The organism is Limnoglobus roseus, from assembly GCF_008254045.1.
Lineage (GTDB): Bacteria > Planctomycetota > Planctomycetia > Gemmatales > Gemmataceae > Limnoglobus > Limnoglobus roseus.
Map to the genome: position 1 here is coordinate 3,439,160 of NZ_CP042425.1, position 22,545 is coordinate 3,461,704.

The 22,545-nt window shown below is 64.5% G+C and carries 19 protein-coding genes; 10 read left to right on the forward strand and 9 right to left on the reverse strand.

Annotated features, from left to right (window positions below):
• Positions 1-30: 30 nt before the first annotated feature.
• A complete protein-coding gene (locus PX52LOC_RS14530) occupies positions 31-1,440 on the forward strand; it encodes a GH39 family glycosyl hydrolase (protein WP_149110784.1) in 1,410 nt (469 codons plus the stop codon).
• 80 nt (positions 1,441-1,520) lie between these two features.
• Complete coding sequence (locus PX52LOC_RS14535) at positions 1,521-2,015, forward strand: dTDP-4-dehydrorhamnose 3,5-epimerase family protein (protein ID WP_149110785.1); 495 nt, start codon at positions 1,521-1,523, stop codon at positions 2,013-2,015.
• Here the strand turns inward: PX52LOC_RS14535 and PX52LOC_RS14540 are convergent.
• From PX52LOC_RS14540 to PX52LOC_RS14570, 7 genes are all read right to left on the reverse strand, one after another.
• Complete coding sequence (locus PX52LOC_RS14540) at positions 2,003-6,052, reverse strand: sigma-70 family RNA polymerase sigma factor (RefSeq protein ID WP_149110786.1); 4,050 nt, start codon at positions 6,050-6,052, stop codon at positions 2,003-2,005. The two genes, PX52LOC_RS14535 and PX52LOC_RS14540, sit on opposite strands and share 13 nt — an antisense overlap.
• Before the next feature lie 163 nt (positions 6,053-6,215).
• Complete coding sequence (locus tag PX52LOC_RS14545) at positions 6,216-6,929, reverse strand: DUF72 domain-containing protein (protein ID WP_149110787.1); 714 nt, start codon at positions 6,927-6,929, stop codon at positions 6,216-6,218.
• A 15-nt stretch (positions 6,930-6,944) separates the two neighbouring features.
• Positions 6,945-7,259, reverse strand: a complete 315-nt coding sequence (locus PX52LOC_RS14550) for a hypothetical protein (RefSeq protein WP_149110788.1) — start codon at positions 7,257-7,259, stop codon at positions 6,945-6,947.
• 454 nt (positions 7,260-7,713) lie between these two features.
• Complete coding sequence (locus tag PX52LOC_RS14555; RefSeq protein WP_149110789.1) at positions 7,714-7,953, reverse strand: DUF350 domain-containing protein; 240 nt, start codon at positions 7,951-7,953, stop codon at positions 7,714-7,716.
• A 158-nt stretch (positions 7,954-8,111) separates the two neighbouring features.
• On the reverse strand, positions 8,112-8,888 hold the full coding sequence (locus PX52LOC_RS14560; RefSeq protein WP_149110790.1) for a methyltransferase domain-containing protein: 777 nt from the start codon (positions 8,886-8,888) through the stop codon (positions 8,112-8,114).
• Positions 8,889-8,923: 35 nt separating this feature from the next.
• Entirely contained in the window at positions 8,924-10,861 is a 1,938-nt protein-coding gene (locus tag PX52LOC_RS14565) for a protein kinase domain-containing protein (protein WP_149110791.1), read from the reverse strand.
• 191 nt (positions 10,862-11,052) lie between these two features.
• Entirely contained in the window at positions 11,053-11,769 is a 717-nt protein-coding gene (locus PX52LOC_RS14570) for a BON domain-containing protein (protein ID WP_149110792.1), read from the reverse strand.
• 274 nt (positions 11,770-12,043) lie between these two features.
• On the opposite strand from PX52LOC_RS14570, the gene PX52LOC_RS14575 reads away from it, so the two are divergent.
• The 4 genes from PX52LOC_RS14575 (at position 12,044) to PX52LOC_RS14590 (ending at position 16,517) form a co-directional block, all read left to right on the forward strand.
• Positions 12,044-13,144, forward strand: coding sequence for an acyltransferase family protein (locus PX52LOC_RS14575; protein ID WP_168218999.1), 1,101 nt, complete (start codon positions 12,044-12,046; stop codon positions 13,142-13,144).
• A 187-nt stretch (positions 13,145-13,331) separates the two neighbouring features.
• Positions 13,332-14,507 carry an outer membrane protein assembly factor BamB family protein gene (locus PX52LOC_RS14580; RefSeq protein ID WP_246173728.1) on the forward strand — a complete coding sequence of 392 codons (1,176 nt, stop codon included), beginning with the start codon at positions 13,332-13,334 and terminating at the stop codon, positions 14,505-14,507.
• A 71-nt stretch (positions 14,508-14,578) separates the two neighbouring features.
• Positions 14,579-16,132 (forward strand): N-acyl-D-amino-acid deacylase family protein, encoded by a 1,554-nt coding sequence (locus PX52LOC_RS14585; RefSeq protein ID WP_149110795.1) that lies wholly within the window; start codon positions 14,579-14,581, stop codon positions 16,130-16,132.
• Positions 16,122-16,517, forward strand: coding sequence for an outer membrane protein assembly factor BamE (locus PX52LOC_RS14590; RefSeq protein WP_149110796.1), 396 nt, complete (start codon positions 16,122-16,124; stop codon positions 16,515-16,517). Before PX52LOC_RS14585 ends, PX52LOC_RS14590 begins: the two co-directional genes overlap by 11 nt.
• A gap of 42 nt (positions 16,518-16,559) precedes the next feature.
• Here the strand turns inward: PX52LOC_RS14590 and PX52LOC_RS14595 are convergent, their stop codons facing one another.
• Together PX52LOC_RS14595 and xseA are read right to left on the reverse strand one after the other, a co-directional pair.
• Complete coding sequence (locus tag PX52LOC_RS14595; protein WP_246173729.1) at positions 16,560-16,832, reverse strand: exodeoxyribonuclease VII small subunit; 273 nt, start codon at positions 16,830-16,832, stop codon at positions 16,560-16,562.
• On the reverse strand, positions 16,832-18,055 hold the full coding sequence (gene xseA, locus PX52LOC_RS14600; RefSeq protein ID WP_149110797.1) for an exodeoxyribonuclease VII large subunit: 1,224 nt from the start codon (positions 18,053-18,055) through the stop codon (positions 16,832-16,834). Before xseA ends, PX52LOC_RS14595 begins: the two co-directional genes overlap by 1 nt.
• Positions 18,056-18,153: 98 nt before the next feature.
• Between xseA and PX52LOC_RS14605 the strand changes: the two genes are divergently transcribed.
• The 4 genes from PX52LOC_RS14605 (at position 18,154) to PX52LOC_RS14620 (ending at position 22,475) form a co-directional block, all read left to right on the forward strand.
• Positions 18,154-19,230 (forward strand): lipoate--protein ligase family protein, encoded by a 1,077-nt coding sequence (locus PX52LOC_RS14605; RefSeq protein ID WP_168219000.1) that lies wholly within the window; start codon positions 18,154-18,156, stop codon positions 19,228-19,230.
• A gap of 94 nt (positions 19,231-19,324) precedes the next feature.
• Entirely contained in the window at positions 19,325-20,428 is a 1,104-nt protein-coding gene (locus tag PX52LOC_RS14610) for a DUF444 family protein (protein ID WP_149110799.1), read from the forward strand.
• Positions 20,429-20,476: 48 nt separating this feature from the next.
• Positions 20,477-22,039 (forward strand): SpoVR family protein, encoded by a 1,563-nt coding sequence (locus PX52LOC_RS14615; protein ID WP_149110800.1) that lies wholly within the window; start codon positions 20,477-20,479, stop codon positions 22,037-22,039.
• Entirely contained in the window at positions 22,002-22,475 is a 474-nt protein-coding gene (locus tag PX52LOC_RS14620) for a hypothetical protein (protein WP_149110801.1), read from the forward strand. Before PX52LOC_RS14615 ends, PX52LOC_RS14620 begins: the two co-directional genes overlap by 38 nt.
• Positions 22,476-22,545 lie beyond the last annotated feature (70 nt).

The window sequence follows — 22,545 nt, forward strand, 5'->3', positions numbered from 1 at the left end:
TTCGCCGATCGTCGGCGATATAACGCCTGCATGAACCGCCGCACGTTTCTCGCGGCCCTGCCGCCCCTCGCCGCTTCCACCGCACTCGCCGCTGACCCGCGTGCGGAACTCGTCTTCGACGCCGAGAACCTCGGTGAGCCGATTCGCCCACTAGCGGGTGTCAACGGCGGCCCCGTCGCGGCCGGCGGCATCCTCGACCTGTCGGCCCGCTGGAAGGAAGCCGCGTTCCCGTTCGCCCGCCTGCACGACTGCCACTGGCCCATCCCGGATGTCGTGGACGTGAAGGCCGTCTTCCCGGACTTCGCCGCCGACCCCGCGAACCCGGCGAGCTACGATTTCGCTCGCACCGACGAGTTCGTGAAGGCCATCCACGACGCCGGCACGGCCATCGTCTACCGCCTCGGCGAGAGCATCGAACACCAGAAGGTGAAACGCCGCGTCCAACCGCCGAAGGATTTCGCGAAGTGGGCCGAGGTCTGTGCCGGCATCGTTCGCCACTACACCGACGGTTGGGCCGACGGCTTCCGTTACCCGATCCGATACTGGGAAATCTGGAACGAACCCGACAACCGCCCGAACTGCTGGACCGGCACCGACGCACAGTTCCTCGACCTGTACGTCACCGCGGCGAAGGTGCTGAAGGCGAAGTTTCCGAAGCTGATGATCGGCGGCCCTGGCCTCGGTAACAGCGGCGACTTGAAGGGCGACCGCCTCGAACCGACGGCGTTTCTCCGCGACTTCCTGGCCCGCTGCCGGAAGGATTGGGTGCCGCTCGACTTCCTCTCGTGGCACTGCTACACCGGCGACCCGACCGAGTTCGTCCGCCGGGCGAAGGGCATGCGGCAGATTCTCGACGCGGCTGGCTTCAAGGGAACCGAGAGCCACCTGAACGAGTGGAACTACCTGCCCGACGGTAAATGGACCGGCATGATGGCGAAGGACGCCCTCGCCCGGCAGACGTGGCACGACCGACTCGGCGGGCCGGAAGGGGCGGCGTTCGCCGCGGCGGCACTTTGCCTCCTCCAAGACGCGCCGTTGGACGTGGCGAACTATTTCTCCGCGGAAGCTCAGGGCATGGGCCTGTTCTCGCCGCACGGCGTGCCGAACAAGGTCTTCTACGCGATGGCCGCGTTCAAGAACTTCACCGGCCTCCGCCGCCTGCCGCTGAAGGGCGAACTGCCGGCCGGATTGACGGCACTGGCGGGGATGGCGGTCGACAAGAAGTCCGGTCTGATCCTGCTGAGCCGCCACGCGGGCACGGGCGGGGCTGTTCGAATCGACCTCCGTTCGGCCCCGGCGGTAACGACGGTGGACGTGGTCGGCATCGACGCAACGCGGAACGGAACGCCCGTCGAATCGCGGGCCGTGGTTGATGGCTCGATCACGCTCGACGTACCGGCCGCGAGTGTCCGGCTATTGCGTCTGACGACGAGGGCGTAGCATTCAAACTCGTCTCGCCTCGGTCGCCGCAAATTGGTAGGGTTGGGGACATTCCCCGATTCCCCGACAGGACCGGACCCATGAACGTTGCTGTGCCCAAATTCGTCGAACCGTCCGCTATTCACGACATTAAGTGGATCCCGCTGAAGTTCTTCAACGACGCCCGCGGTTGGCTCGTCGAGTTGTTCCGTAACGACCTGATCGACCCGAACTTCCACCCGGTGATGGCTTACATCTCGCAGACGAAGCCGGGCGTCAGTCGCGGGCCGCACGAGCACATCGACCAGGCCGATTACTTCTGCTTCTTCGGCCCGTCCACGTTCCGCGTTTACTTGTGGGACGCCCGCGAGAAGTCGCCGACGTTCGGCAAAAAGGAAGTGCGCGAGGTCGGCGAAAATTCGCCGTACGCGCTGATCGTGCCGGCCGGCGTGGTGCACGCCTACAAGAACGTCGGCGATAAAGACGGGCTGGTGTTCAACGGTGCGAACCGCCTGTACGCCGGGTGGCTGAAGCAAGACCCGGTGGACGAAATCCGCCACGAGAAGGACGCGAACACGCCGTATCAGTTGGACTGAGGTTCCTTCGCCGGCTCGCCGCGCCAGATCATGACGCGGTGCAGAACTTCCCGCTGCTCGGCGTCGCTGAACGGCCCGCTGCCGGTCGCCGTGATCAGCGTGCGGCCGTCCGGCGTGAATGCGAGCGCCGTGATCGGCGGCGTGTCGGGGTGCGGCAGCAGAGTGTCGCGGAGTTCGAGCGTTTTCGCGTCGTACAGGTGAATGCGGTTCAACGGGGCTTTGCCGGTGTGCAACTTCACACCGACGGCGACCGTCGAGCCGTCCGGCGAAAACGCGACGGCTGTCACGTCGGCTCCGCCGTCGCGGGACCGAATGGGTACAGGCTCTCGACTCTCTTTGAGCGTGGCGGCATCGAGAATTGTCAGCGACGAGTTCTTCTCGGCGTCGCCCGTCAGCCCGCCGACCGCGATTGTTCTACCGTCCGGGGCGAACGCGATGCCCTTGCACAGCGGGGAGGTCGTCCCGGCGGCGTCGGGGCGGGTGGCGATTCGATGGCCTTGTTCGGCGTCCCAGATCGTTAACATCCCCTGGAAACCCTTCCCGCCCCAATGAAAGCCGGCGATCCGCTTCCCGTCCGGGGACCAGAGGACATTACGGACGATCATAATCCTGCCACTCCCGGCACCTGTGCCGCTCTGGCCGGCTAACTTCACCGCCTCCAATCCGGTCGCCACGTTCTGCACGTGAACGTCGAGGCCGTCGAAGCCCGCGATCCTCTTGCCGTCGGGACTGAACGCCGACACGTCCGAGAGTGGGAGCCCGCTGCCCTTCCTGAATCGCCCCTTCTCTTTCCCGGACACGGCGTCGAACTGCGTCACCGCGACCTCGTAGGTGAAGAGATCGGCGTCAACGAACTTCGGGAAGCCGCCGGCGACGGAGTACTGCTTCGTCCGATTCGCCGAGTCGTAGACCCAGGTCTGGCTGCCGGTGCCGACGGCGAACCGCGTTCCGTCCAGCGATACGACCACAGATTGAACGTCGAACTGCGGGTTGGTGATCGGTTCTTCTTGCTTCCACATCATCTTGACCGGCGGCGCGACTGCCGCGGGAGGCGTCGGCCCCGGCTCGGCCACAGGTTTCCCACCGTCGAGCCGCCAGACGCTCAACTTCAGGCCGGCGTCGCCGTCGTCGATCACCGCGGCGAGGTGGCGGCCGTTCGGCGACACATCGACACCCGCCGGTAGCCCGGTCGGCACCGCGATCTGCTGGGCGATGGCCCCGCTCGCCGTGTCCCACAGGTTGATGCGGTGCGTCACGGCGATCTCTTTCGGGAACGTGATGCTGTCGCACGCGATCAGCACCCGGCCGCCCTGCGTGTAGACCATCCGCGGCACGTTCATTGACCGCTTCGTACCGGTGTCGAGTGACCGCGCCACTTTTCGCGTTTCCACGTCGTAAATCGGGATGCTCTCGCCCGGCGTCGGCCCTCTCGCGAGGTACTTGCCATCGGGCGAGAACATCAACGCCCCGACCCGCTGTCCCAGGACGATCCGCTCGTGCTTGTCCTCTTCCCACTGCCACAGGACGAGTTCGTTGGCGTCGGCGATCGCGAGCAACTTGCCGTCCGGCGAGAACGCGGCCGCGTCGATCCGCGTGTGCTTGAACGGGGCCGTCTTGAGGAGAGTGCAGGGGGCGGTGTCCCAGATTTCGATTTTCGCCTCGCGAACGACCGCCGCCCGACGCGAACCCACGTCGAGGATTCGGCTGCATCCCGGAATCGAGGCACCCCGCTTCAAGGTCTTCACGTCCCAAACGTCGGCGACGAAGTTCGCGCTCGGATTTTCGGGGACGTTATTCGCCGTCGGCGGGTGCCGTTCCATCGCCAACCACTGCCGGTCGGCGGAGAGTTTGATTGCACCGATGGAGAACTTCCCGAGGGTGAGCCGGAACTGAATGTGCCCTTGGGCGACGTTCCGAAAGTCGACCGCCCCCTCTTTGTCGGCGGGCATGAGCATCGAGTTGTTGTCGAGGATGGCGAAGTTCTTGGAACTGCCCTTGGGCAACGCCTTCGTGTACAGGTGCGTCGGCGCGAGTTGGGCCTTCGGCTCGTTGGCGGCCTCCCAGACGCGGACCTTGCCCGAGAGTTCGCCGAGGCGGTTCAGCCACTTCTTGTCACCCGCACAGCCGGCGAGCCGCTTGCCGTCCGGTGCGAACGACAGGCTCGCACAACTCGTCGGCATGGTGAACTCGCGCAGTTCGGTGTGGATCGGGTTCGTCGGCTTCGCCGCCTTCGCGGTTTCCCAGACGTAGACCTCGCCCCGCTTGCCGAGGACGTAGGCGGCGGTGTGCGTGCCGTCGTCGGAGATCGCGAGGGCTGCCACCCGGCCGCCGAGTTCGAGGCGGCGGGCTTCCTTCATCGTCTTCGCGTTCCACACGATCACTCGGCCGTCGGCGTCGCCGGTCACGGCGGTGCTGCCTTCCTTCGCCCATGCCGCGGAAACGACGGTCGCCGTGTGGCCGGGCATCAATCGGTTGCCGGGGCTGTCTTTCTCGTAGTTGCCACAGACGTACGCCCACAGGACGTTTTTGTTCGTCTTTCCGTCGATGGGGCCGGTGATGATGGCCGAGCGGCCGTTCGGATCGACGGCCAGTGGAACCGCGAACGGGTCCGGCGAAACTTGCCCCTTCGCGGCGGTCTGCAACTCGATGGTGCCAGCCGTTTCCAGTTTGCCGTCGCTCCACGACTTGACGAAGGAACCCCGAGCGTCGCCGAGGATGACCTGAGACTGCGAGTGCGTCTCGGCGATGGTTTTGTCGGGAAAGACGCCGATCGTGAGAAGGTGCCTGTCTTTGCTCTCCTTCGTCTCGATCACCTCGCCGAGGGCTTCCGCGACGGGATGTTGGTCCTTCGTTTCGATTGCCGCTCCGAGCTTGCCGGTGGCCGCGTCCAAAAGTCGGATGCCGTCCTTGAACGTGGCGTAGACCTGCTTCGTGTCGGCCGAGTACGCCACGGCCGCGTGCGACCCGCCCACTTTGGCCTTCCACTTCCAGAGCGGTTCGTCGCCGGTGAAGATCAGGGCCATCACCTCGCCGCTCGTGTCGCCGGTGAGCAGCGTCTTGCCGTCGGCTGAGAACGCCACCGACACGGGCAAGCTGCCGGGGTAATCGACGGTGAAGCTTTCCTTCCACATCGTTCCCGTTTTCGCCGCCTCCGGCTTCGCATCGGCCTTCGGTGGCTCGGTCTTCTTGTCCCCCGGTTCACCCGGCCCACTCGCGAGCATCAAGCCCCCGCCAGTCAGGATTGACCCCAAGAGGCCGACGAGCAACCACATCTTAAACACCCCGACTTTGAGCGAGCGCATGACCGCCTCCGCGAGTGTTTGAACCGCTTGGGAACCGGCCCTGCCGACCGCGAACGCCGCCGCTTGTCGGGCAGTTTCCGCGAAGAGCGTCCCCGGCACGGCGGCCGTGGCCCCGTCCGCGAGGGCGGCCGCCAACGCCGTGGCACTCAGCGAAATGCCGCGGCGGGTCAGGCGTTTGGCCAACTGTTCCCGGGCCTTCGCCAGCCGCTTCGCCACCGTGCCCTCCGGCCAGCCGAGGTCGCGCGCGGCTTGAGCGCGGGACTTGCCGCCCACGTCGCACGCCAGCACGGCTTGCCGCAGGTCGTCCGGCAGCTTCGCGAGTTCCTCGTCGAGGACCGCCCACAGGTCGGCCTGCGGCGTGGTCGGAGGGACCGCTTCCGGCTTGGCCGCCGCCATCTGACGCACCCTCCGCTTGACCGCCTGCACGCGGGCTTTGTGGGCCACCTTCACCGCGACGCTGTGGAGCCAGGACGCCACCGCGTGGGCACTGCGGATCGCCCTCGCCTTTCGGGCGAACACGAAGAACGTGGCCTGGAAGGCGTCGTCGGCTTCCGCCCCGCCGCCGAGGATTCGCCGGCACGCGCCGTAGACCATCGGCCCGTGCCGCCGCACTAACTCGGCGAACGCCGCCTCGTCTTGCTGCGCGAGGAACCGCTGAAGGAATTCGCCGTCCGTGCATTCGTCGGGCGGCCGCACCAGCACTTGCAGGGCGTCGAGTACGCGAGCCGTCGGCATGGAGAGATTCCCGAAGCGTCACCCCGACCCTGCGCCGGGGCTTCACGGAAAGAGTGCCCGCGGGCGGGGAAGCTGATCCCGAAATGTTACCAGAAGTGGGAATAAGGCGAGCGGCCCGGCGTGAGCGGGCCGTGTCTTGAGAGCGAGTTCCGACACGGCCCGCTCACGCCGGGCCGCTCGCCGTTGCGAAAGTCAGGAACCGCTTCGCCAACTGTGGCCCCTTGCCCTCGTCTTCGTGCTTGAAGAACACGAACACGTCTTGCCACTTCTGCTGGCGCAGGCGTGTCACCCACGCTTTCAGTTCGGCGTCGGTGTAGTCCGGCAGTCGCAGGCGGAGGTAGCCCCAGTCGGCGGTGGCCACGAACGGAATGTCCAGTTCATCCTCGGCTTCGGCCAGACAGAGGGCGGCCCCGTGACCGCGGAGGAGGCCGAGGACTTCGTCGTCGAACCACGACTGATGGCGGAATTCGAACGCGACTCGCTTGCCGGCCGGCAACAGCGCGAGGAACCCGCGCAGCCGGTCGGCGTCCTTCTTGAAGTTCGGCGGCAGTTGGAACAGGACTGGTCCGAGGCGATCCTTCAAGGTCGCGGCAACGTCGAATAACTCGGCGACGGACTCGGCGGAGTTGTTCAACCGCTGGAAGTGCGTGATGCGTTGCGGGGCCTTCAGCGCGAAGCGGAAGTCGGTGGGCACGGTCGCTGCCCACGTTTCCAGCACCGACGGCTTCGGCATCCCGCGGAAGGTGCTGTTGCTCTCGACGGCCCGGAACTGTTCGCCGTAGTAACGGAGGAACTGCTTGGCCGGCAGTTTCTCCGGGTAGAACGACCCCTTCCACGCGGGGTAGGAGTAGCCGCTCGTGCCGACGTGGAAGTTCATGGGCCGCCCTTGCGTCTATTTGACGATCATCGTTTCGGGGATCGTGAATTTGAGCGGGTCAGTCTTTTGATTCTCGACCCCAATCTCCAGTGTTAAATCCCCGCCCTGATCGGGAACGTCGAATACCAACACGTCGGTCATCTTGCCCAGACCGATTTCCCTTTCTTGCGAAACGCGACCTGTAGGCCACATCCCTTCGGCATCGCGGATGACGTGGCGAATTACTTTTCCGTTTGTATCGGTCAACCGCGTACGAACATTCGCCAAAGTCGAATACCTCACTGCTCCCGCTGAGGGATCGCGAACAATTGTCAATTCGATCGCCAGCATGAGCGCAGTCGAAAATCTACTCGAAGAAGCGTTCTCGAATCGGACACGTTTCACGTTTACGGATCGTAACTCCAGCTGCATGCCACTCAAGTTGCCGCTCGTTATTGCTTTGGTTTTGGGCCTATCAGCTACCGCCGGAGTGAGACTCTCGGGTTGGCTAGAGACACTTTCGCGCTCTGCTTTGTCATCCGTTTGCCCGCGGGCCGCTGTTCGTGCTTCAGTTACAGGAAAGCCGGGCGCTGAGACTCGTGGCGTTACCCGCACTCCGCTACCGGGTGCCGCTCGATCATGGGCCTGAACTACGGTTCCATCTTTGCGTGTGTATGAACTAACGTGAACCGTCTTGCCGGCTGAAGAACTCGAAGGTCCACTCCCCTTGCCCCCCGCCAGTGCCGCTGATGCCGTGAGGAGCGAGGCAAGGCCGATCAGCACAAGATGAGAAAACTTCATGCTCTTACCCTCCTGCCGGGCGAGTGACAGAGGCGACGACAATTCCAATTGAGATGATCAACGCCGCTAGGATAATTGCCATCGCGATATTGCCTTCGCGAATCAGCTTCCATTCGTCAACGCCGCGAGTTGCCAAGGTAAACAACTTCAATGCCATGAACACTCCGCATCCCATCGACAGGGAACCTACAATCGCCCAGCCGAATGTGATGAGGTAGGCCAGTCCGATCTGCTCGAACGTCATGTCACACCTGCGTTAGGGAGAGGTCAGAGCTGCTGTTATTCGATAGATGTCTTACGATCTTGCAATTATGACTGAACGTAAAGCACCTGTACTCTGAAATATTGACAGGTTCTGACGGAATGTGACAGCTTTCTCGAAGATTTGATTTGCTGCTTACATCACCGATCACGATACCCGATGAAGAACAGCCGGCGGAAGGGGAATAGCACCCGGCCGTCCGGCCGTCGCGGGTAGGAGGTCGTCACTTTCGCGAGGAGATCGGCCTCGAATTCCCGGCGGTCCGCGTCGGTGGGGAGCGCGTTCAAGAACGGGCGGAGGCCGGTGCCGCGAATCCAGGTCAGGATCGCCTCGGGACCGGCGAGGACGTGACAATACTCCGTTTCCCACAGGTCCACACGCTCGACGAGCGGGCTGAGCAGGTCGTAGTAGAAGCCGACGTCGTGGCCGTGAATCGCGTTCCGAACGCCCCGCAAACTCGTCGGCCACTTCGGGTCACTTGCGACTTCAACGATGTGCCGGTGCAGGGGCGAAAACTGGTGCGTCGGCACCTGCACCGCCAACGCGCCGCCCGGTGCGACGGCCCGGAAGAATCGCGTGACGGCGTCCGCGTGGCCGGGCAGCCATTGCAGCATGGCGTTGGAGAACACCACGTCGTAAGTCTCGTCCGGCTGCCACGTCGCGGCATCGGCTTGCAGCCAGTGCGTGGTCGGGTCGGCCTGCGCGGCGGTGGCCAGCATTTCCGGATCGCTGTCCAGGCCCGTCACCGCGGCGGACGGCCAGCGGGCTTTGAGCACCGCCGTACTGTTACCGGGGCCGCAGCCGAGGTCGATGACCCGACGCGGTTCCGCCACCTGAACGCGGGCCGCCAGGTCGACTGACGGTTGGGTGCGTTCGCTGCTGAAGGTGAGATAAAGTTGGGGGTCCCATGCGCTCATGGGACTCGTTCTATGGAGCGCGGCCGACGGCGGGGCTAACGATACTTCACCAGGCGGGAGTAGACCATGTCCGCGCGGGGCACTCTTTCCCGAAGGTTCTTCTTCAACAGGTCCATGACCAGGGCGTCGAGCCAAACCGGCAGGTCGGGGCGGAACGTGCGGGGCGGGGCGGGGTCCACTTCGCCGATCAGGCGGACGAGGGCCGCGATCGTCTTCCCCTGGAACGGCATCGCGCCGGTGCACATGTTGAACAGGACGCCGCCGAGCGAGAACAGGTCCGACCGCTCGTCCGTGGGCAACCCCTCGATCTGCTCCGGCGACATGAACAGCGGGCTGCCGATGAGCGTGCCGGCTTGCGTGAGTTGCAGGTCGTCGATGCCGTGGGCGAGGCCGAAGTCGGCGATCTTGGCCTGCCCGTCGCGGGTGTCGACCATGATGTTCGCCGGCTTGATGTCGCGGTGGATGATCCCCTTCTCGTGGGCCGCCGCTAGTCCCGCGGCCATCTGACAGCCGAACGCCACGATCTGCGGGATCGGCAACGGCCCTTTCTGATCAATCAGGTCTTCGAGGGACGCGCCGTGGACGTACTCCATGACGATGTAGGGCAACCGCTCCACCGTGCCGACGGTGTACACGCCGATGATGTTCGGGTGGTGGACGGCGGCCATCGCGCGGGCTTCCCGCATGAACCGCTGGCGGGCCTCCGCCAATGACGCGAACTGCGGGGCCAGCACCTTGATCGCGACTTCCCGCTCGACCTTCGGGTCGAACCCGGAGTACACGATGCCCATTGCCCCGCGGCCCAACTCCTTGCAGAGTTCGAACTGGTCGAACCGGCACCCCTCGACGGGCAGTTCTTCCAGGTACTCTAACTTGAAGGCCGGCAGGCGGTGGCCGGCGGGCGGTGGCGTGTCGGTCGTCGCGGTGTGGGACGCATGCGTTTGCCCCGCGGAATGGTCGATCGTCTGCCTCGGGTCCGCGGCCATCGTCTTCGCCGCCACGGCTTGCCCGCCCCCGACCGAGGACTGGGCGAACTGGCCGCGCAGCGACAGGTCGAGCAGCGCCTCGCAGCCGTGGCTCAGGATGGCCGAGTAGTCGTTCGCGCTGCCGAGGTCGAGTTCGAAGATGTCCTTGATTTCTTGAATCTTCGGCGAGATCTTTTCGAGGAACTTGATGAGTTCCTCCTGCCCCATGTCGAACAGCGAGCGGGCTTTGGCCAGCAGCGCCTTCAGTAGCCGCGGCGACTCCGCGACGCGGTCCAGTCGGACGAGTGACTCGACGAAGTTCAGCATCTCGGCCCGGCCGTACAGGGACTTCCGCGCGGCCGCCAACCCCTGCGGGTTATGGTGGAACCGGATCGGTTCGACCACGTCTTCGGGCAGCTTCCAACTGCTCAACAGGGCCGCCGTGACGCTGACGTGGTCGATGCCGAAGTATCGCTCCTCGATGGCGCATGGGTTCTCCACCCATTCGTCCATGCGATTCCGCTGGATCTCCTCCCACGCCTTCGGGTCGTTTTGCACGAGCAACAACAAGCCGAGGTCGCGGAGCAACCCGGCCACAAGGTCGTAACCGGGGGACGAGCGTTCCTGGAGGCTCGCCAGCTCTTTGGCCAGGATGCCGCCGCTGACGCCGTCGACCCAGAATTCGCGGAGGCTTGAGTTCGTCTGGTTTTTCGTTTGGGCCACGGGCAGCGACAGGCCGAGGACGAGCGACCGCAGCGGGTTCAACCCGAGCATGATAATTGCGCGCTCGACCGAAGCGATCGGCTCGAGCCGCCCGGCGAACACGCACGAGTTCACCGTCTTGAGCACTTTGCCGCACAGGACCGGGTCTTGCGCGAGCAACTCGGCGATCTCGGACGTGGTGCAGTCCGGGTTACTGGTGACTTTGACGACCCGGAGGGCGATGGGTGACGGCGTGACTAATTTCGATTGTTGGAGCAACGAGGCGAGGAGGGTATTGCGATCCACGAGTATTCATCCTTCGGCCGAACCGGTCGGATCAGCCGGTCTACAATCCGTGCGAAGTCGCGTATATCCGGGGCGAGAATGGGCGATTCGGACGGCTTTTGACGGCACAGAAGCATATAGAACGCAAACGGCAACGAGGCCCGACACTTTCGTGCCGAGCCTCGATTGGGGGGCCTGCGTCGCCTGAAATCTTACTGGAAGCGGACGCGCCAGTAGTCGTGCGGGGTTTGCAGGCGGCCGAGCCACCAGTGGCCGTCGTCCCACTCCAGGACGACCTTCCGCCAGCCCGGCGGCACCTTCGGGAACGGGTAGTAGGGGCCGATGAACGGGAAGGCGTTGTGCGGGTACGCTTGCGGGTAGGCCACGCGCGACAGGTTGTTGTGCGGGGCGTAGGTCGGCCACGCATACGGGGGCAGCGGCGGGGCTTGCAGGTCCGCACCCGCCATGCCCGGGCCGGCCATGCCGAGGGGCGTCGGCTCGACGAGCGGCGCGCCGCCCATGCCACCGTGCGGCGACGGCGGGACGGCCGCCAAGCCGCCGCCCACCACCGGGCCGACCGCCTGGGCCTGCGTCACCGCGCTCGCGGGTTGCACGCTCAAACCGTCGCGGACCTTCTTGACGCCGGCCACGCGGCGGACGTCGTCGATCACCTTGTCGTGGGTCGCCTGATCCTTGGCCGTGCCGGTGACGGTCACGACGCCGTCGGTCACGGACAGCGACACGTCGGCGTTTTGGGCCGAGCCGGTCGTGGTCAGTTGGGTGGCGATGCCGTCCGCGAGCTTTTGGTTCGCGGGCGTCGGGGCCGCCTGGGTAATGGGCTGTGGCAACTTCGCCGGTTCGGCGGCGGCGGCGGTCCCGAGACCGCCCCCGGCGACGACGGCCGACAAGAACAACGAACGCACGTTCACGATACATCCTCCAGGACTCTGGACCGCGTCCAGCCGAGCGACGGCACACTCTGGTGCAGTACCGGACTAATCGTCACCCCAGCCCTATTCGGTGCAGTCAGACTCGCGCGATTCGTTGGACTTCTTAAAGTGCGGAACCCGCGGCATCGGCAGAATCGCCATTTACTTCGCAGTTTGCCACCACGGTCGGAATTCTCGCGGAAGAGGCTCAAGTCTGCCCCGGCAACGCGACACTGGCGTGAAATCGCGGGCCGCGGGTGCCGATGGTATGACCATGCGATTGCGGTTCGAGAGTGTTCAGATCTTACGCGGCCTGGCCTGCCTGCTGGTGGTCGCGTACCACGTGGCGTCGCAAGAGGTGGGGTTCGGGCTGAAGTTCAGTTACCTTCGGCCATTGCCCTGGTTCGGGTACGCGGGCGTCGATCTGTTCTTCGTGCTTTCCGGGTTCATCATCACGACGACATCGGCGGCGTCCTGGGGACGGCCGGCGGCCTTGCCCGGCTATCTGGTCCGGCGGTGGTGGCGGATCTTCCCGATGTACTATGTCGCGCTCGTGGTCGCGGGCCTTGTGTTCGTCGTTTGCGTGCCGGAACCGCTGGTGAAGGGCGGTGCGGACGAGTTACTCGATACGCTGTTGCTCTACCCGCAAGTCCCGTCCCCCCGCATCCTGCCGGTGGCCTGGACGTTGAGCTATGAAGTCTTCTTCTACGCCGCGATTGGCGTTCTGTTCCTCGTCCCGAAGCGCGTCGGGCCGTGGCTCCTCGTCGCGTGGGCGGCGGTGGTCGTCGGCTGCGCGATTTTCGACCCGCACCCGACCCACCGCCTCCGGATCGTGGCCGGCGAGCCGTTCGTCCTCGAATTCCTGGCCGGGTGTGCCGTTGCACTGTGCCCGGTGAAGCTCGGCCCGCGGCAGGCCACGATTGTGGCGGGGGCCGCCGTGGTCTGGGCCGGTACAGGGCTATGGCTCACTTACGACCCGGACGTCACCCGGCTGAGTACCACCGCCCCGGCCCGGGTGGCCGTGTTCGGCGTTGCGTCCGCGCTGCTCGTCCTTGCGGCGACGGGGTGGGAGCGGGCCGGTGGACGACTCGTCTGGCCGCGCCTGGCGAGGGTGGGGGATGCGTCTTATTCGATCTACCTGTTGCACGTTCCCATGCTGACCGCCGCCACGCACCTCTCCCTCGCCGCCGGGATGAGCCACTCGCAACTCGGCCACGGCGTTTGGATCGCCCTGATGTTCCTGGCGACGATCGCTCCCGGCCTCGTTCTGCACCGTTTCGTCGAAGCACCACTTCAGAAAATGGGCAAGCGGCCGCGCGTGCCCGATGCTGGATCGCCTGGATCACAGATCGAAGGATCGCGGTTGGCGGCCTGAGCTGATTTCCCACACGCTGCTTGCGGTCCCCTCGCCCCCGCGTAGACTGAAAGCTCCCGCCGACCTTTCCCTTCGGAGACCATCAACGATGACTCCCGCTTACCTTCTCTTATCGGTTGCCTTCACGCTCAGTGCTCCGAACCAGTCCCATGACTGGCCGCAATGGCGGGGGCCGAACCGAGACGACGTGAGCACCGAGACGGGCTTGCTCCAGAAGTGGCCGGAGGGCGGGCCGAAGAAACTGTGGACGGTGAGCGACCTCGGCGGCGGGTACAGCACGCCGTCGGTGGCGGCCGGCAAAATCTTCGGCATGGGGAAGACCGGCAAAGAGGAACGCATCTGGGCGCTCACTGAGGAAGACGGTTCACCGGCGTGGTCCACGCCGATCGGCACGGCCGCGAAGGTCGGCTACGACGAAGGCGGCCGCAGCACGCCGACGTTCGCGAACGACAAGGTCTACGCCGTCAGCATGGGCGGCGATCTGGTGTGCCTGAACGCCAAGGACGGCTCGCCGGTCTGGACCAAGAGCTACACGAAAGACTTCGGCGGCAAGGTGCAGAGCTGGGGCTTCTCCGAATCGGTCCTCGTCGACGGCGACGCGGTCATTGGGACGCCGGGTTCGGCCGCGGCCGCCCTGGTGAAGTTGAAGGCGGCCACCGGCGAGACGATCTGGCAAACGGCCGTCAAAGACCCCGGTGGCGCAAACGGTTACTCGTCGCCGATCAAGGCGACCGTAGACGGCGTGCCGATGTACGTCACCCTGCTCGGCAAGACCGGCGGCGTCATAGGCGTTCACGCTGACAGCGGCAAGCTGCTCTGGAAGTACAACCGCGTCATGAACGGCACGGCCAACATCCCGACGGTGATCGTGAAGGACAACCTCGTCTTCTGCTCCACCGGCTACGGCGACGGCGGTTCGGCCTTGCTCAAACTCACCAAGTCCGGCGACGTGTTCGCCGTGGACGAGTTGAAGTACTACCCGTCCAAGGAACTCCAGAACCACCACGGCGGTATGGTGCTGGTCGGCGATTACGTCTACCTAGGCCGCGGCCACAACAACGGCCTGCCGACGTGCGTCGAGTTCAAGACGGGCAACATCGTCTGGAAGGAAGACGAAGGGGCGGGGAAGGGGAACGGCTCTGGCTGCCTGACCTACGCTGACGGCATGCTGTACTTCCGCTACCAGAACGGGGTGATGGCGTTGGTCAAGGCGTCGCCGAAGGGCTTCGAGTTGGAAGGCCGCTTCGACATCCCCGAGAAGAGCAACAAGCCGAGCTGGCCGCACCCGGTCGTCGCGAACGGCCGCCTCTACGTCCGCGACCAGGACAAGCTGCACTGCTTCGACGTGAAGGCGACGAAGTAACTTCCTCAACCCACGAAGCCCCGGCACGGCCGTGCCGGGGCTTTCCGGGCATTTTCCTATCGGAGTGGGCCATGCGAGCACTTGCGTTTCTCCTACTCCTCTCCCCAGTCGTAGCTGCTGCCGAAAAGCCGGTCGTTATCCAGAACGCCACCGTCTACGACGGTAGCGGCAGTCCCGGTGTGAAAGCGGCCGTCGAAATCCGCGACGGCAAGATCACGGCCATCGCTGCCAAGATCGAGGTCGGGGTCGACACCCGCGTCATCGATGGCACCGGGCTGATCGTTTGCCCCGGCTTCATCGACCTGCACACGCACAGCGATTCGGCCGTCGTCAGCAAGACCCTCCGCCCGGACACGTGTTACGCGGTGCAGGGCGTCACCACCATTGTCACTGGCAACTGCGGCAGCGGGCCGGTGGACGTGGCGAAGTTTTTCCACGACATCGAGGCTGGCGGCGTCGGCTCGAACGTCATCCACCAGGTGCCGCACAACGACGTGCGGTCGCAGGTCATGGGCAACGCGAACCGCAAGCCGACGGCCGACGAGTTGAAGAAGATGGAGGAGCTCGTCGAGAAGGGCATGGCCGACGGGGCGTGGGGGCTGGCGACGGGGCTGATCTACAACCCCGGCACTTATGCGAAGACGGAGGAAATCGTCGCGCTGGCGAAGGTGTCGGCGAAGCACGGCGGCCACTACGCCAGTCACATCCGCAACGAGGGCGGCAACCTGCTCGACGCGATTCAGGAGGCCATCACCGTCGGCAAGGAGAGCGGGTGCCCGGTCCACGTCTCGCACATCAAGGCTAGCGGCAAGGCGGCGCACGGCTTGTCCGCGCGGGCGGTCGCCCTCATCGAAGGTGCTCGCAAGAGCGGCCAGAAGGTGACGGCCGACCAGTACCCGTACACGGCGAGCAGTACCTCCCTCCGGGCGACGATCGTGCCGACGCGCTACCGCGAAGGCTCGACGAAGGACTACGTCGCCCGGTACGCCGACCCGCAGACGGGGCCGCAGCTCAAGGCCGATCTCGCCGAGGCGATCAGCGAGCGCGACCACGGCAAGGCCATCCAGATCGCGAGCTATTCCAAGAAGCCGAAGTGGCAGGGCAAGCGACTGTCCGAGATCGCGGAGATGGAGAAGAAGGACGTGCTGGACATCGTCATCGAGATCGAGACCAACGGCGGCGCGCAGATCGTCAACTTCGGCATGAACGAGGAAGACGTGCGGGTGTACATGAAGCAACCGTGGGTGGCAACGGCCAGCGACGGCAGCGCGAAGACCGCCGGCGAGAGCGTGCCGCACCCCCGCAGTTACGGCACCTTCCCGCGGAAGGTCGGCTTCTACTCGATCGAGGAAAAGACGATCCCGCTCGAACAGGCAATCCGCTCCTGCTCCGGCCTGCCGGCCGACATCCTCGGCTTTAAGGACCGCGGGTACATCAAGGTGGGACAGTTCGCAGACGTGGTGGTGTTCGACCCGAAGACGTTCCGCGACACGGCGACTTACGAGAAGCCGCACCAACTGGCCCCCGGCGTGAAGTACCTGTTCGTGAATGGCGTGCTGACGATCGACGACGGGAAGCACAAGCCGGACGTGCTGCCGGGCAAGGTGTTGCGGCATGCGAAGTGACCACCAATCGCTTTCTCGTCGCCGCCTGCTCCGCGTCTCACTCGGCTTGCTCTTGATGGCCGCCGTCGGCGTGGGCATCGCCTACTCCGTTCGGCCGGCCCGTTCGATGCGGGCGAGATTCGAGCAAGTGAAAGAAGGGATGACGCGGGAACAGGTCATCGGGTTGGTCGGGCCGCCGGGCGACTACTCGGCTGGAGATGGCTGGCCCTGTCCCAGATCGAGCATTGTGTACGACCTCGATTTCGAGAGTTGGCTAGGAAACGACGCCGAACTGCTTATCGAATTCGATGATAACGGCGTGGCGAAGGACGTGCGGGTATGGGATGTGATGGAACTCCCTCGCCAAACTCTCTTGGAACGGCTTCGCAACTCACTCGGACTGTAGCAATCAGTAGCGCGAAACTAAGGCAGTACCAAATTCGGCTACCTAACCGGGCGTCTTCCGCCGCGCGACTTTGTCCACGCTCGCGACGTGGTCGAACACCTGCAACTGCGGCTTGCCGTCCTCGCTGACGCCCGAGAGTTGCTGAATCTTCTGCTCGGCTTCCTTCAACTGGCCGTAGCACAGGCGCAACAACTGCACGCCGCGTTCGTACCGGGCGAGGGCGTCGTCGAGCGACGTGGTGCCGTCTTCCAGGTCGCGGAGGATGCGTTCCAGGTCGGCCAGGGCTTGTTCGAATCGCGGCGTGTCGGCCATCATCAACCTCGGTCTGTTTTCAGAACGCGGCTGGTAACCGTGCCGGCCGCGAGTCGTGTTTCGATTGTGTCGCCGACTTTCACCTCGCCGGCGTTGCGAACGATCTGACCGTCGGCCAGCGTCAGGCTGTAGCCGCGTTTCAGTGTGCCGAGAGGGCTGAGCGATTCCAGTTGCTCGGCGGTGGCCGCGACCTTCTCCCCAGCCCTTTGCAACCGGACCTTCATCGCCCGCTGCATTCTCGCCGCCAAGTCGTCGACGCGCTGTTCCTCCTGCCGCACGCGGTCGAGCGGCTTGCGGAGGGCCGGGCGGGTCGCGATCTGGTCGAGCCGCTGGCGGAGGTAGGTGAACCGATCCGCGAGGGCGTTCTGAAACCGCGACTTCAGTTCCCGCAGGTCGGCGATCTGCTCCTTGCGGTCCGGTACCAGCAGCATGATCGCGGCCGACGGCGTTTCCGCCCGCTTGTCCGCGACGAGGTCGGCGACGGTCACATCGATCTCGTGGCCGACCGCCGAGACGACGGGCACCGTCGATTGATAGATCGCGTCGGCGACGACTTCCTCGTTGAACGCCCACAGGTCTTCGGCACTGCCGCCGCCGCGGCCGATCACGATGGCGTCGAGCGGCAATTGTTTGTCGTGGTGCAGTTGGTTCAGCAATCGGATCGACGCGGCCACGTCCTCGGCGGCTCCGTCGCCTTGCACGCGGGACGGGCGGACGATCACGTCCGTCATCGGCCACCGCTGGGCGAGCAGTTCGAGCATGTCGCGGATGGCCGCCCCGGTCGCCGACGCCACGAGGGCCACCCGCTTCGGGAACTTCGGCAACGGCCGCTTTCGCTTCGGGTCGAAGTAGCCCTTCGCGAGCAACTTCTCCTTCAACTGCCGCAGGGCGAGTTCGGCCGCGCCGATGCCCTTCGGCTGCATCTCCTGAATCGTGAACTGGCAGTCGCCGCGCTGCGGGTAGAGGCTGACTTGCCCGCGGGCGAACACCTCCAGGCCGTTCCGCGGGTCGAACCTTAGGCGGAGGTTGAACGCCCGGAAGAACGTACACTTCAGTTGCGCGCCGGCGTCTTTCAGCGTCAGGTACCAGTGGCCGGACGCGGCCTTCGTGAGGTTCGAGATTTCGCCGCTGACCCAGACGTTCGCGTACTCGCTTTCGAGCAGGTCCTTGACCTGCCCGGCGAGGGCCGAGACGCTGAGAACGGAGGCGGGGTCGGGGGCCGGCATGGTGAGAGATTACCGCAGCGGCGGCGGATTGAGAATGCGGGTTGGTCGAAGGCCGACGGCCGGGGCGTAAAATGAACCGACCAACCGGAGTTCGTCTTGTGCCGCACGCGGAAGCCGCCGTCGCCGACGGTAGAATCGTTACTGTCGATTTCGACGTGCTCCACGGCCGGCTGGCCGTCGTGCGGGTCGTCGGCCCGTTCGCGGACACGGCCCAGGCGGGCCTCACCCAAACGCTGAGTTCTTGCCCGGCGGACCTGGAAGCGACCGCGTTGGCGGCGAGAATCCGTGCGGCCATCCCGTTCGGCGTTGACGTGTCGGCCGTACTGCCGCGGTCCCTCGCGGATGCGATCCGCCGGGCCATCGGCGGCGGCACCAGTCCCCGCGTCGGGAACTTTACGCCGGGCGAAGTCGATGCGCTCACCGCCGGGTGGAAGGCGTACCGCTGGCGCATCCTGCCGGAACGCCCGTTCTCGGCCGCGATGAACGTGGCCGTCGACGAAGTCCTGAGTGACCGCGGCCAACCGTGCCTGCGGTTCTGGAAGTGGACCGAATCGGCCGTGATCCTCGGCCGGTGCCAGTCGGTCCAGAGCGAAGTGAACCGCGACGCGATGCGGGACGGCGGGGTGTCACTCGTGCGGCGGCTGACGGGCGGCGGGGCGATGTTTGTGCAATCGCACGGCACGATCACATATTCCCTCGTGCTGCCGGAAGAAGCCGTCGCGGGCCTGACGATCCGCCAGAGTTACGAAGCCTGTGACGCCTGGGTGGTCCGCGGCTTGCGCGACCTCGGCGTGGACGCGCACTACGTCCCGGTCAACGACATCGCCTGCGCCGAGGGAAAGATTGGCGGGGCCGCGCAAGCCCGGCGGCGGGGCGGCGTGCTGCACCACACGACCATCGCCTACGACCTCAAGGCCGACGAGATGACGCAGTTTCTGCGCATCGGCCACGAGAAGCCGAACGCAAGCGGCGTGGCGTCGGCGGCGAAGGTCGTCAGCCCGCTGACGGCCCAGATCGGCCACCCGCGTGAAACGATCGTCGGGCACGTGTTGAGGTTGTTTCAGGGCTTCTACGGCGGTACGATCAGTGCCCTCTCTCCCGCCGAAGTGTCCGAAGCCGAGGAATTGGTCCACACGAAGTACGGCCAACCGGGGTGGACGAACGAGTTCGCCTGACCCCGATCCGCTCGATTCGGCTCCCTTCGACACCTCCTTCTCTGGTACGATTCTGGTAGAAGGACTGTCACTACCAACGCACGAGGCAACGCCCGTGGGACAAAAGATCGAACAAGACCTGCAGCGGTTCCGCAAGATCGTCCGCGGCAAGATTAAGTCGAACCTCTCGAAGTACATCAGCCGTGGCGAGATGATCGGCAAGAAGGGGAACGACCTCGTGTCGATCCCGATGCCGTCGATCAACACGCCGCAGTTCCGGTACGGCAGCAAGGGGTCCGGCGGCGTCGGCGTCGGTGAGGGGCAGCCCGGTCAGCCGCTCACGAAGCCGCAGGACGGCGAGGGCGACCCGCAAGCCGGGGACCAGCCGGGCGGCCACATCCTCGAAGTCGACCTGACGATGGAAGAACTCGCTGACATCCTCGGCGAAGAGCTGGCCCTGCCGAGGATCGAGCCGAAGGGCAAGAAGAACGTCGTCACCGAGAAGGACAAGTATTCGAGCATCCGGAACGTCGGCCCCGAGAGCCTGCGGCACTTCAAGCGGACGTACAAGAAGGCCCTCAAACGGCAGATTTCCACCGGCACGTACAGCCCGACGAACCCGCTGGTGGTACCGATCCGCGAGGACAAGCAGTACCGCAGTTGGAAGGAAGTGCCGAAGCCGGATGCCGTGGCGTGCGTGGTCTACATGATGGACGTGTCCGGCAGCATGACGGACGAGCAAAAGGAAATCGTCAGGATCGAGGCGTTCTGGATCGACACCTGGATCAAGAAGCATTACCAGGGCGTGGACACGGTGTACATCGTCCACGACGCGGTGGCCCACGAGGTGGACGAGCACACGTTCTACCACACCCGCGAGAGCGGCGGCACGAAGATCAGCGCCGCCTACGAGATGGCCAACAAGATCATCGACGCCCGGTTCCCGCCGACCGAGTGGAACGTGTACGCCTTCCACTTCAGCGACGGCGACAACTGGGGCGACGACAACGCGAAGTGCCAGGAGATCCTCAAGACGCAACTGCTGCCGAAGCTGAACCTCTTCGGCTACGGCCAGGTCGAGTCCCCCTACGGCAGCGGCGAGTTCTTCGAGCACGTCAACGAACTGACCGACGACCACGAGAACGTGGTGGTGACGAAGGTGCCCGACCGCGAGGCGATCCTGGCGAGCATCAAGGAATTCCTGAAAACGGGGCGATGACCGGGATCGAGGAAATCAAGTTACGCCAGGAAGTGGCAGGAATCACTCATGACCCAACTCGGCTTCTACAACACGAACCTGCCCCCGCACTTGCGGATCCTCAAGGACGAGATCGAGGGCTACGCCCGCGATTACGGCCTCGACTTCTTCGAGACGATCTTTGAGGTCGTCGACGCCGACGACCTCAACGAGATCGCGGCCTACGGCGGCTTCCCCACCCGTTACCCGCACTGGTCTTTCGGGATGCAGTACGAGGAACTCAGCAAGAGCTACTCCTACGGCCTGTCGAAGATTTACGAGATGGTCATCAACAACGACCCGTGTTACGCCTACCTGATGCGGTGTAACCACACCGTCGATCAGAAGTTGGTGATGGCGCATGTCTACGGCCACTGCGACTTCTTCAAGAACAACGCCTACTTCGGGCACACCACCCGCAAGATGATGGACGAGATCGCCAACCACGGCAACCGCTTGCGGCGGTACGTCGAGCGGTTCGGCGAGGACGAGGTCGAAGGCTTCCTCGACAAGTGCATGTCGATCGACGACCTCATCGACATCCACTCCGTCGCCATCAAGCGACGGGACGACCCGCACGCCGCGCCGCCGAAGACCGACGACGGAGAGGAAGACGAGAAGCCGGTGCGGTTTAAGACGAAGGACTACCTCACCGACTTCATGAACCCGCCGGACCAACTGCGGGCGGTCGAGGACGAGAAGCGGAAGGCGAAGGCCCAGCAGACGCCGCCGCACTTCCCGGAACGGCCGGAGAAGGACGTGCTCCTGTTCTTGATCGAGCACGCACCGCTCAAGAACTGGCAAAAGGACGTGCTCTCCATCGTCCGCGACGAGGCGTACTATTTCTACCCGCAAGCACAAACGAAGATCATCAACGAGGGGTGGGCCTCGTTCTGGCACAGTACCATCATGACGCAGAAGGTGCTGCAACCGTCCGAGGTGATCGATTACGCCGACCACCACTCCGGCACGATGGCGACGAGTTCCAAGCGGTTGAACCCGTACAAGGTGGGCATCGAGTTGCTGCGGGACGTGGAACGCCGCTGGAACATGGGGCAGTTCGGGGCGGAGTGGGAAAATTGCGACGACCTGGACAAAAAGCGGAGTTGGAACACCAACGTCGGCCTCGGGCGACAGAAAATCTTCGAGGTCCGCAAAATTCACAACGATATTACGTTCATCGACACGTTCCTCACGCCGGAGTTCTGCGTCGAGAACAAACTGTTCGCGTTCAACTATCAGGACCAGACGAAAAACTACGTCATCGAGAGTCGGGAATTCGAGAAGGTGAAGCAACGACTGTTGTTCAGCTTGACGAATTTCGGGAAGCCGTGGATTTACGTGCTGAACGGCAACCACGCGAACCGAGGAGAGTTGCTGTTGCGACACGGGTATAATGGGGTAGAGTTAAAGGTCCCGGAAGCCCGCGACGTGCTGACGAACATTCAGTTCATCTGGGGCCGGCCGGTCCACCTGGAAACGGTGATCGACGACAAACCGATACTGTTGAGCTTCGACGGCTCAGACCATACCCACCAAACCATCGGAGGAGACCATGACACTCGCGGAAAGTCTGGAACCAAGACTAAGTAACTGGACGCCGACGGCCCGCGAGACGTGGGAAGAAGCCTTCGCCGACGCGGGTTGGACCGTCGGCTTGACCGCCGACCATAACGGCGTCGTCGGCACGCGGGCCTGGGAACTCACCCTCGCCCGCACGGGCGAAACACCGGCCGGCCTGACGACACAGGCGTGGGCTGAAAAGATCGCGGCCCGATCGTCCGGCCTGTTGGAGCGGATTAAACTCCTCGAAGTGGACGCTGTTCGCGACGAAGCAATCTTGCGGAGCGACACGCCGAGCAAGAAGGGCGATGTCGTCTCTTACTACGAAATCATCCTACACGGCACGAACAAGGCAGCCGTCCGCCGCTACAGTGCGGACCGCAAGGCCGGCACGAAGCGCGAGCAGGTCGCATTCGCCGTGACGCACGAGACCTTGATGAAACTCGTCAACGACATCACCGGCTGAACCCGGTGGTGACAGTCTCAACGAGAAGGCCCGCGAGTGAAACTCGCGGGCCTTCTCGTTGAGACTGCGA

Excerpts from the sequence above, each read along its gene's own strand:
- PX52LOC_RS14530 (WP_149110784.1), top strand. The coding sequence starts at position 31 with ATGAACCGCCGCACGTTTCTCGCGGCCCTGCCGCCCCTCGCCGCTTCC.
- PX52LOC_RS14535 (WP_149110785.1), top strand. The coding sequence starts at position 1,521 with ATGAACGTTGCTGTGCCCAAATTCGTCGAACCGTCCGCTATTCACGAC.
- PX52LOC_RS14540 (WP_149110786.1), bottom strand. The coding sequence starts at position 6,052 with ATGCCGACGGCTCGCGTACTCGACGCCCTGCAAGTGCTGGTGCGGCCG.
- PX52LOC_RS14545 (WP_149110787.1), bottom strand. The coding sequence starts at position 6,929 with ATGAACTTCCACGTCGGCACGAGCGGCTACTCCTACCCCGCGTGGAAG.
- PX52LOC_RS14550 (WP_149110788.1), bottom strand. The coding sequence starts at position 7,259 with ATGCTGGCGATCGAATTGACAATTGTTCGCGATCCCTCAGCGGGAGCA.
- PX52LOC_RS14555 (WP_149110789.1), bottom strand. The coding sequence starts at position 7,953 with ATGACGTTCGAGCAGATCGGACTGGCCTACCTCATCACATTCGGCTGG.
- PX52LOC_RS14560 (WP_149110790.1), bottom strand. The coding sequence starts at position 8,888 with ATGAGCGCATGGGACCCCCAACTTTATCTCACCTTCAGCAGCGAACGC.
- PX52LOC_RS14575 (WP_168218999.1), top strand. The coding sequence starts at position 12,044 with ATGCGATTGCGGTTCGAGAGTGTTCAGATCTTACGCGGCCTGGCCTGC.
- PX52LOC_RS14585 (WP_149110795.1), top strand. The coding sequence starts at position 14,579 with ATGCGAGCACTTGCGTTTCTCCTACTCCTCTCCCCAGTCGTAGCTGCT.
- PX52LOC_RS14590 (WP_149110796.1), top strand. The coding sequence starts at position 16,122 with ATGCGAAGTGACCACCAATCGCTTTCTCGTCGCCGCCTGCTCCGCGTC.
- PX52LOC_RS14595 (WP_246173729.1), bottom strand. The coding sequence starts at position 16,832 with ATGATGGCCGACACGCCGCGATTCGAACAAGCCCTGGCCGACCTGGAA.
- xseA (WP_149110797.1), bottom strand. The coding sequence starts at position 18,055 with ATGCCGGCCCCCGACCCCGCCTCCGTTCTCAGCGTCTCGGCCCTCGCC.
- PX52LOC_RS14615 (WP_149110800.1), top strand. The coding sequence starts at position 20,477 with ATGACCCAACTCGGCTTCTACAACACGAACCTGCCCCCGCACTTGCGG.
- PX52LOC_RS14620 (WP_149110801.1), top strand. The coding sequence starts at position 22,002 with ATGACACTCGCGGAAAGTCTGGAACCAAGACTAAGTAACTGGACGCCG.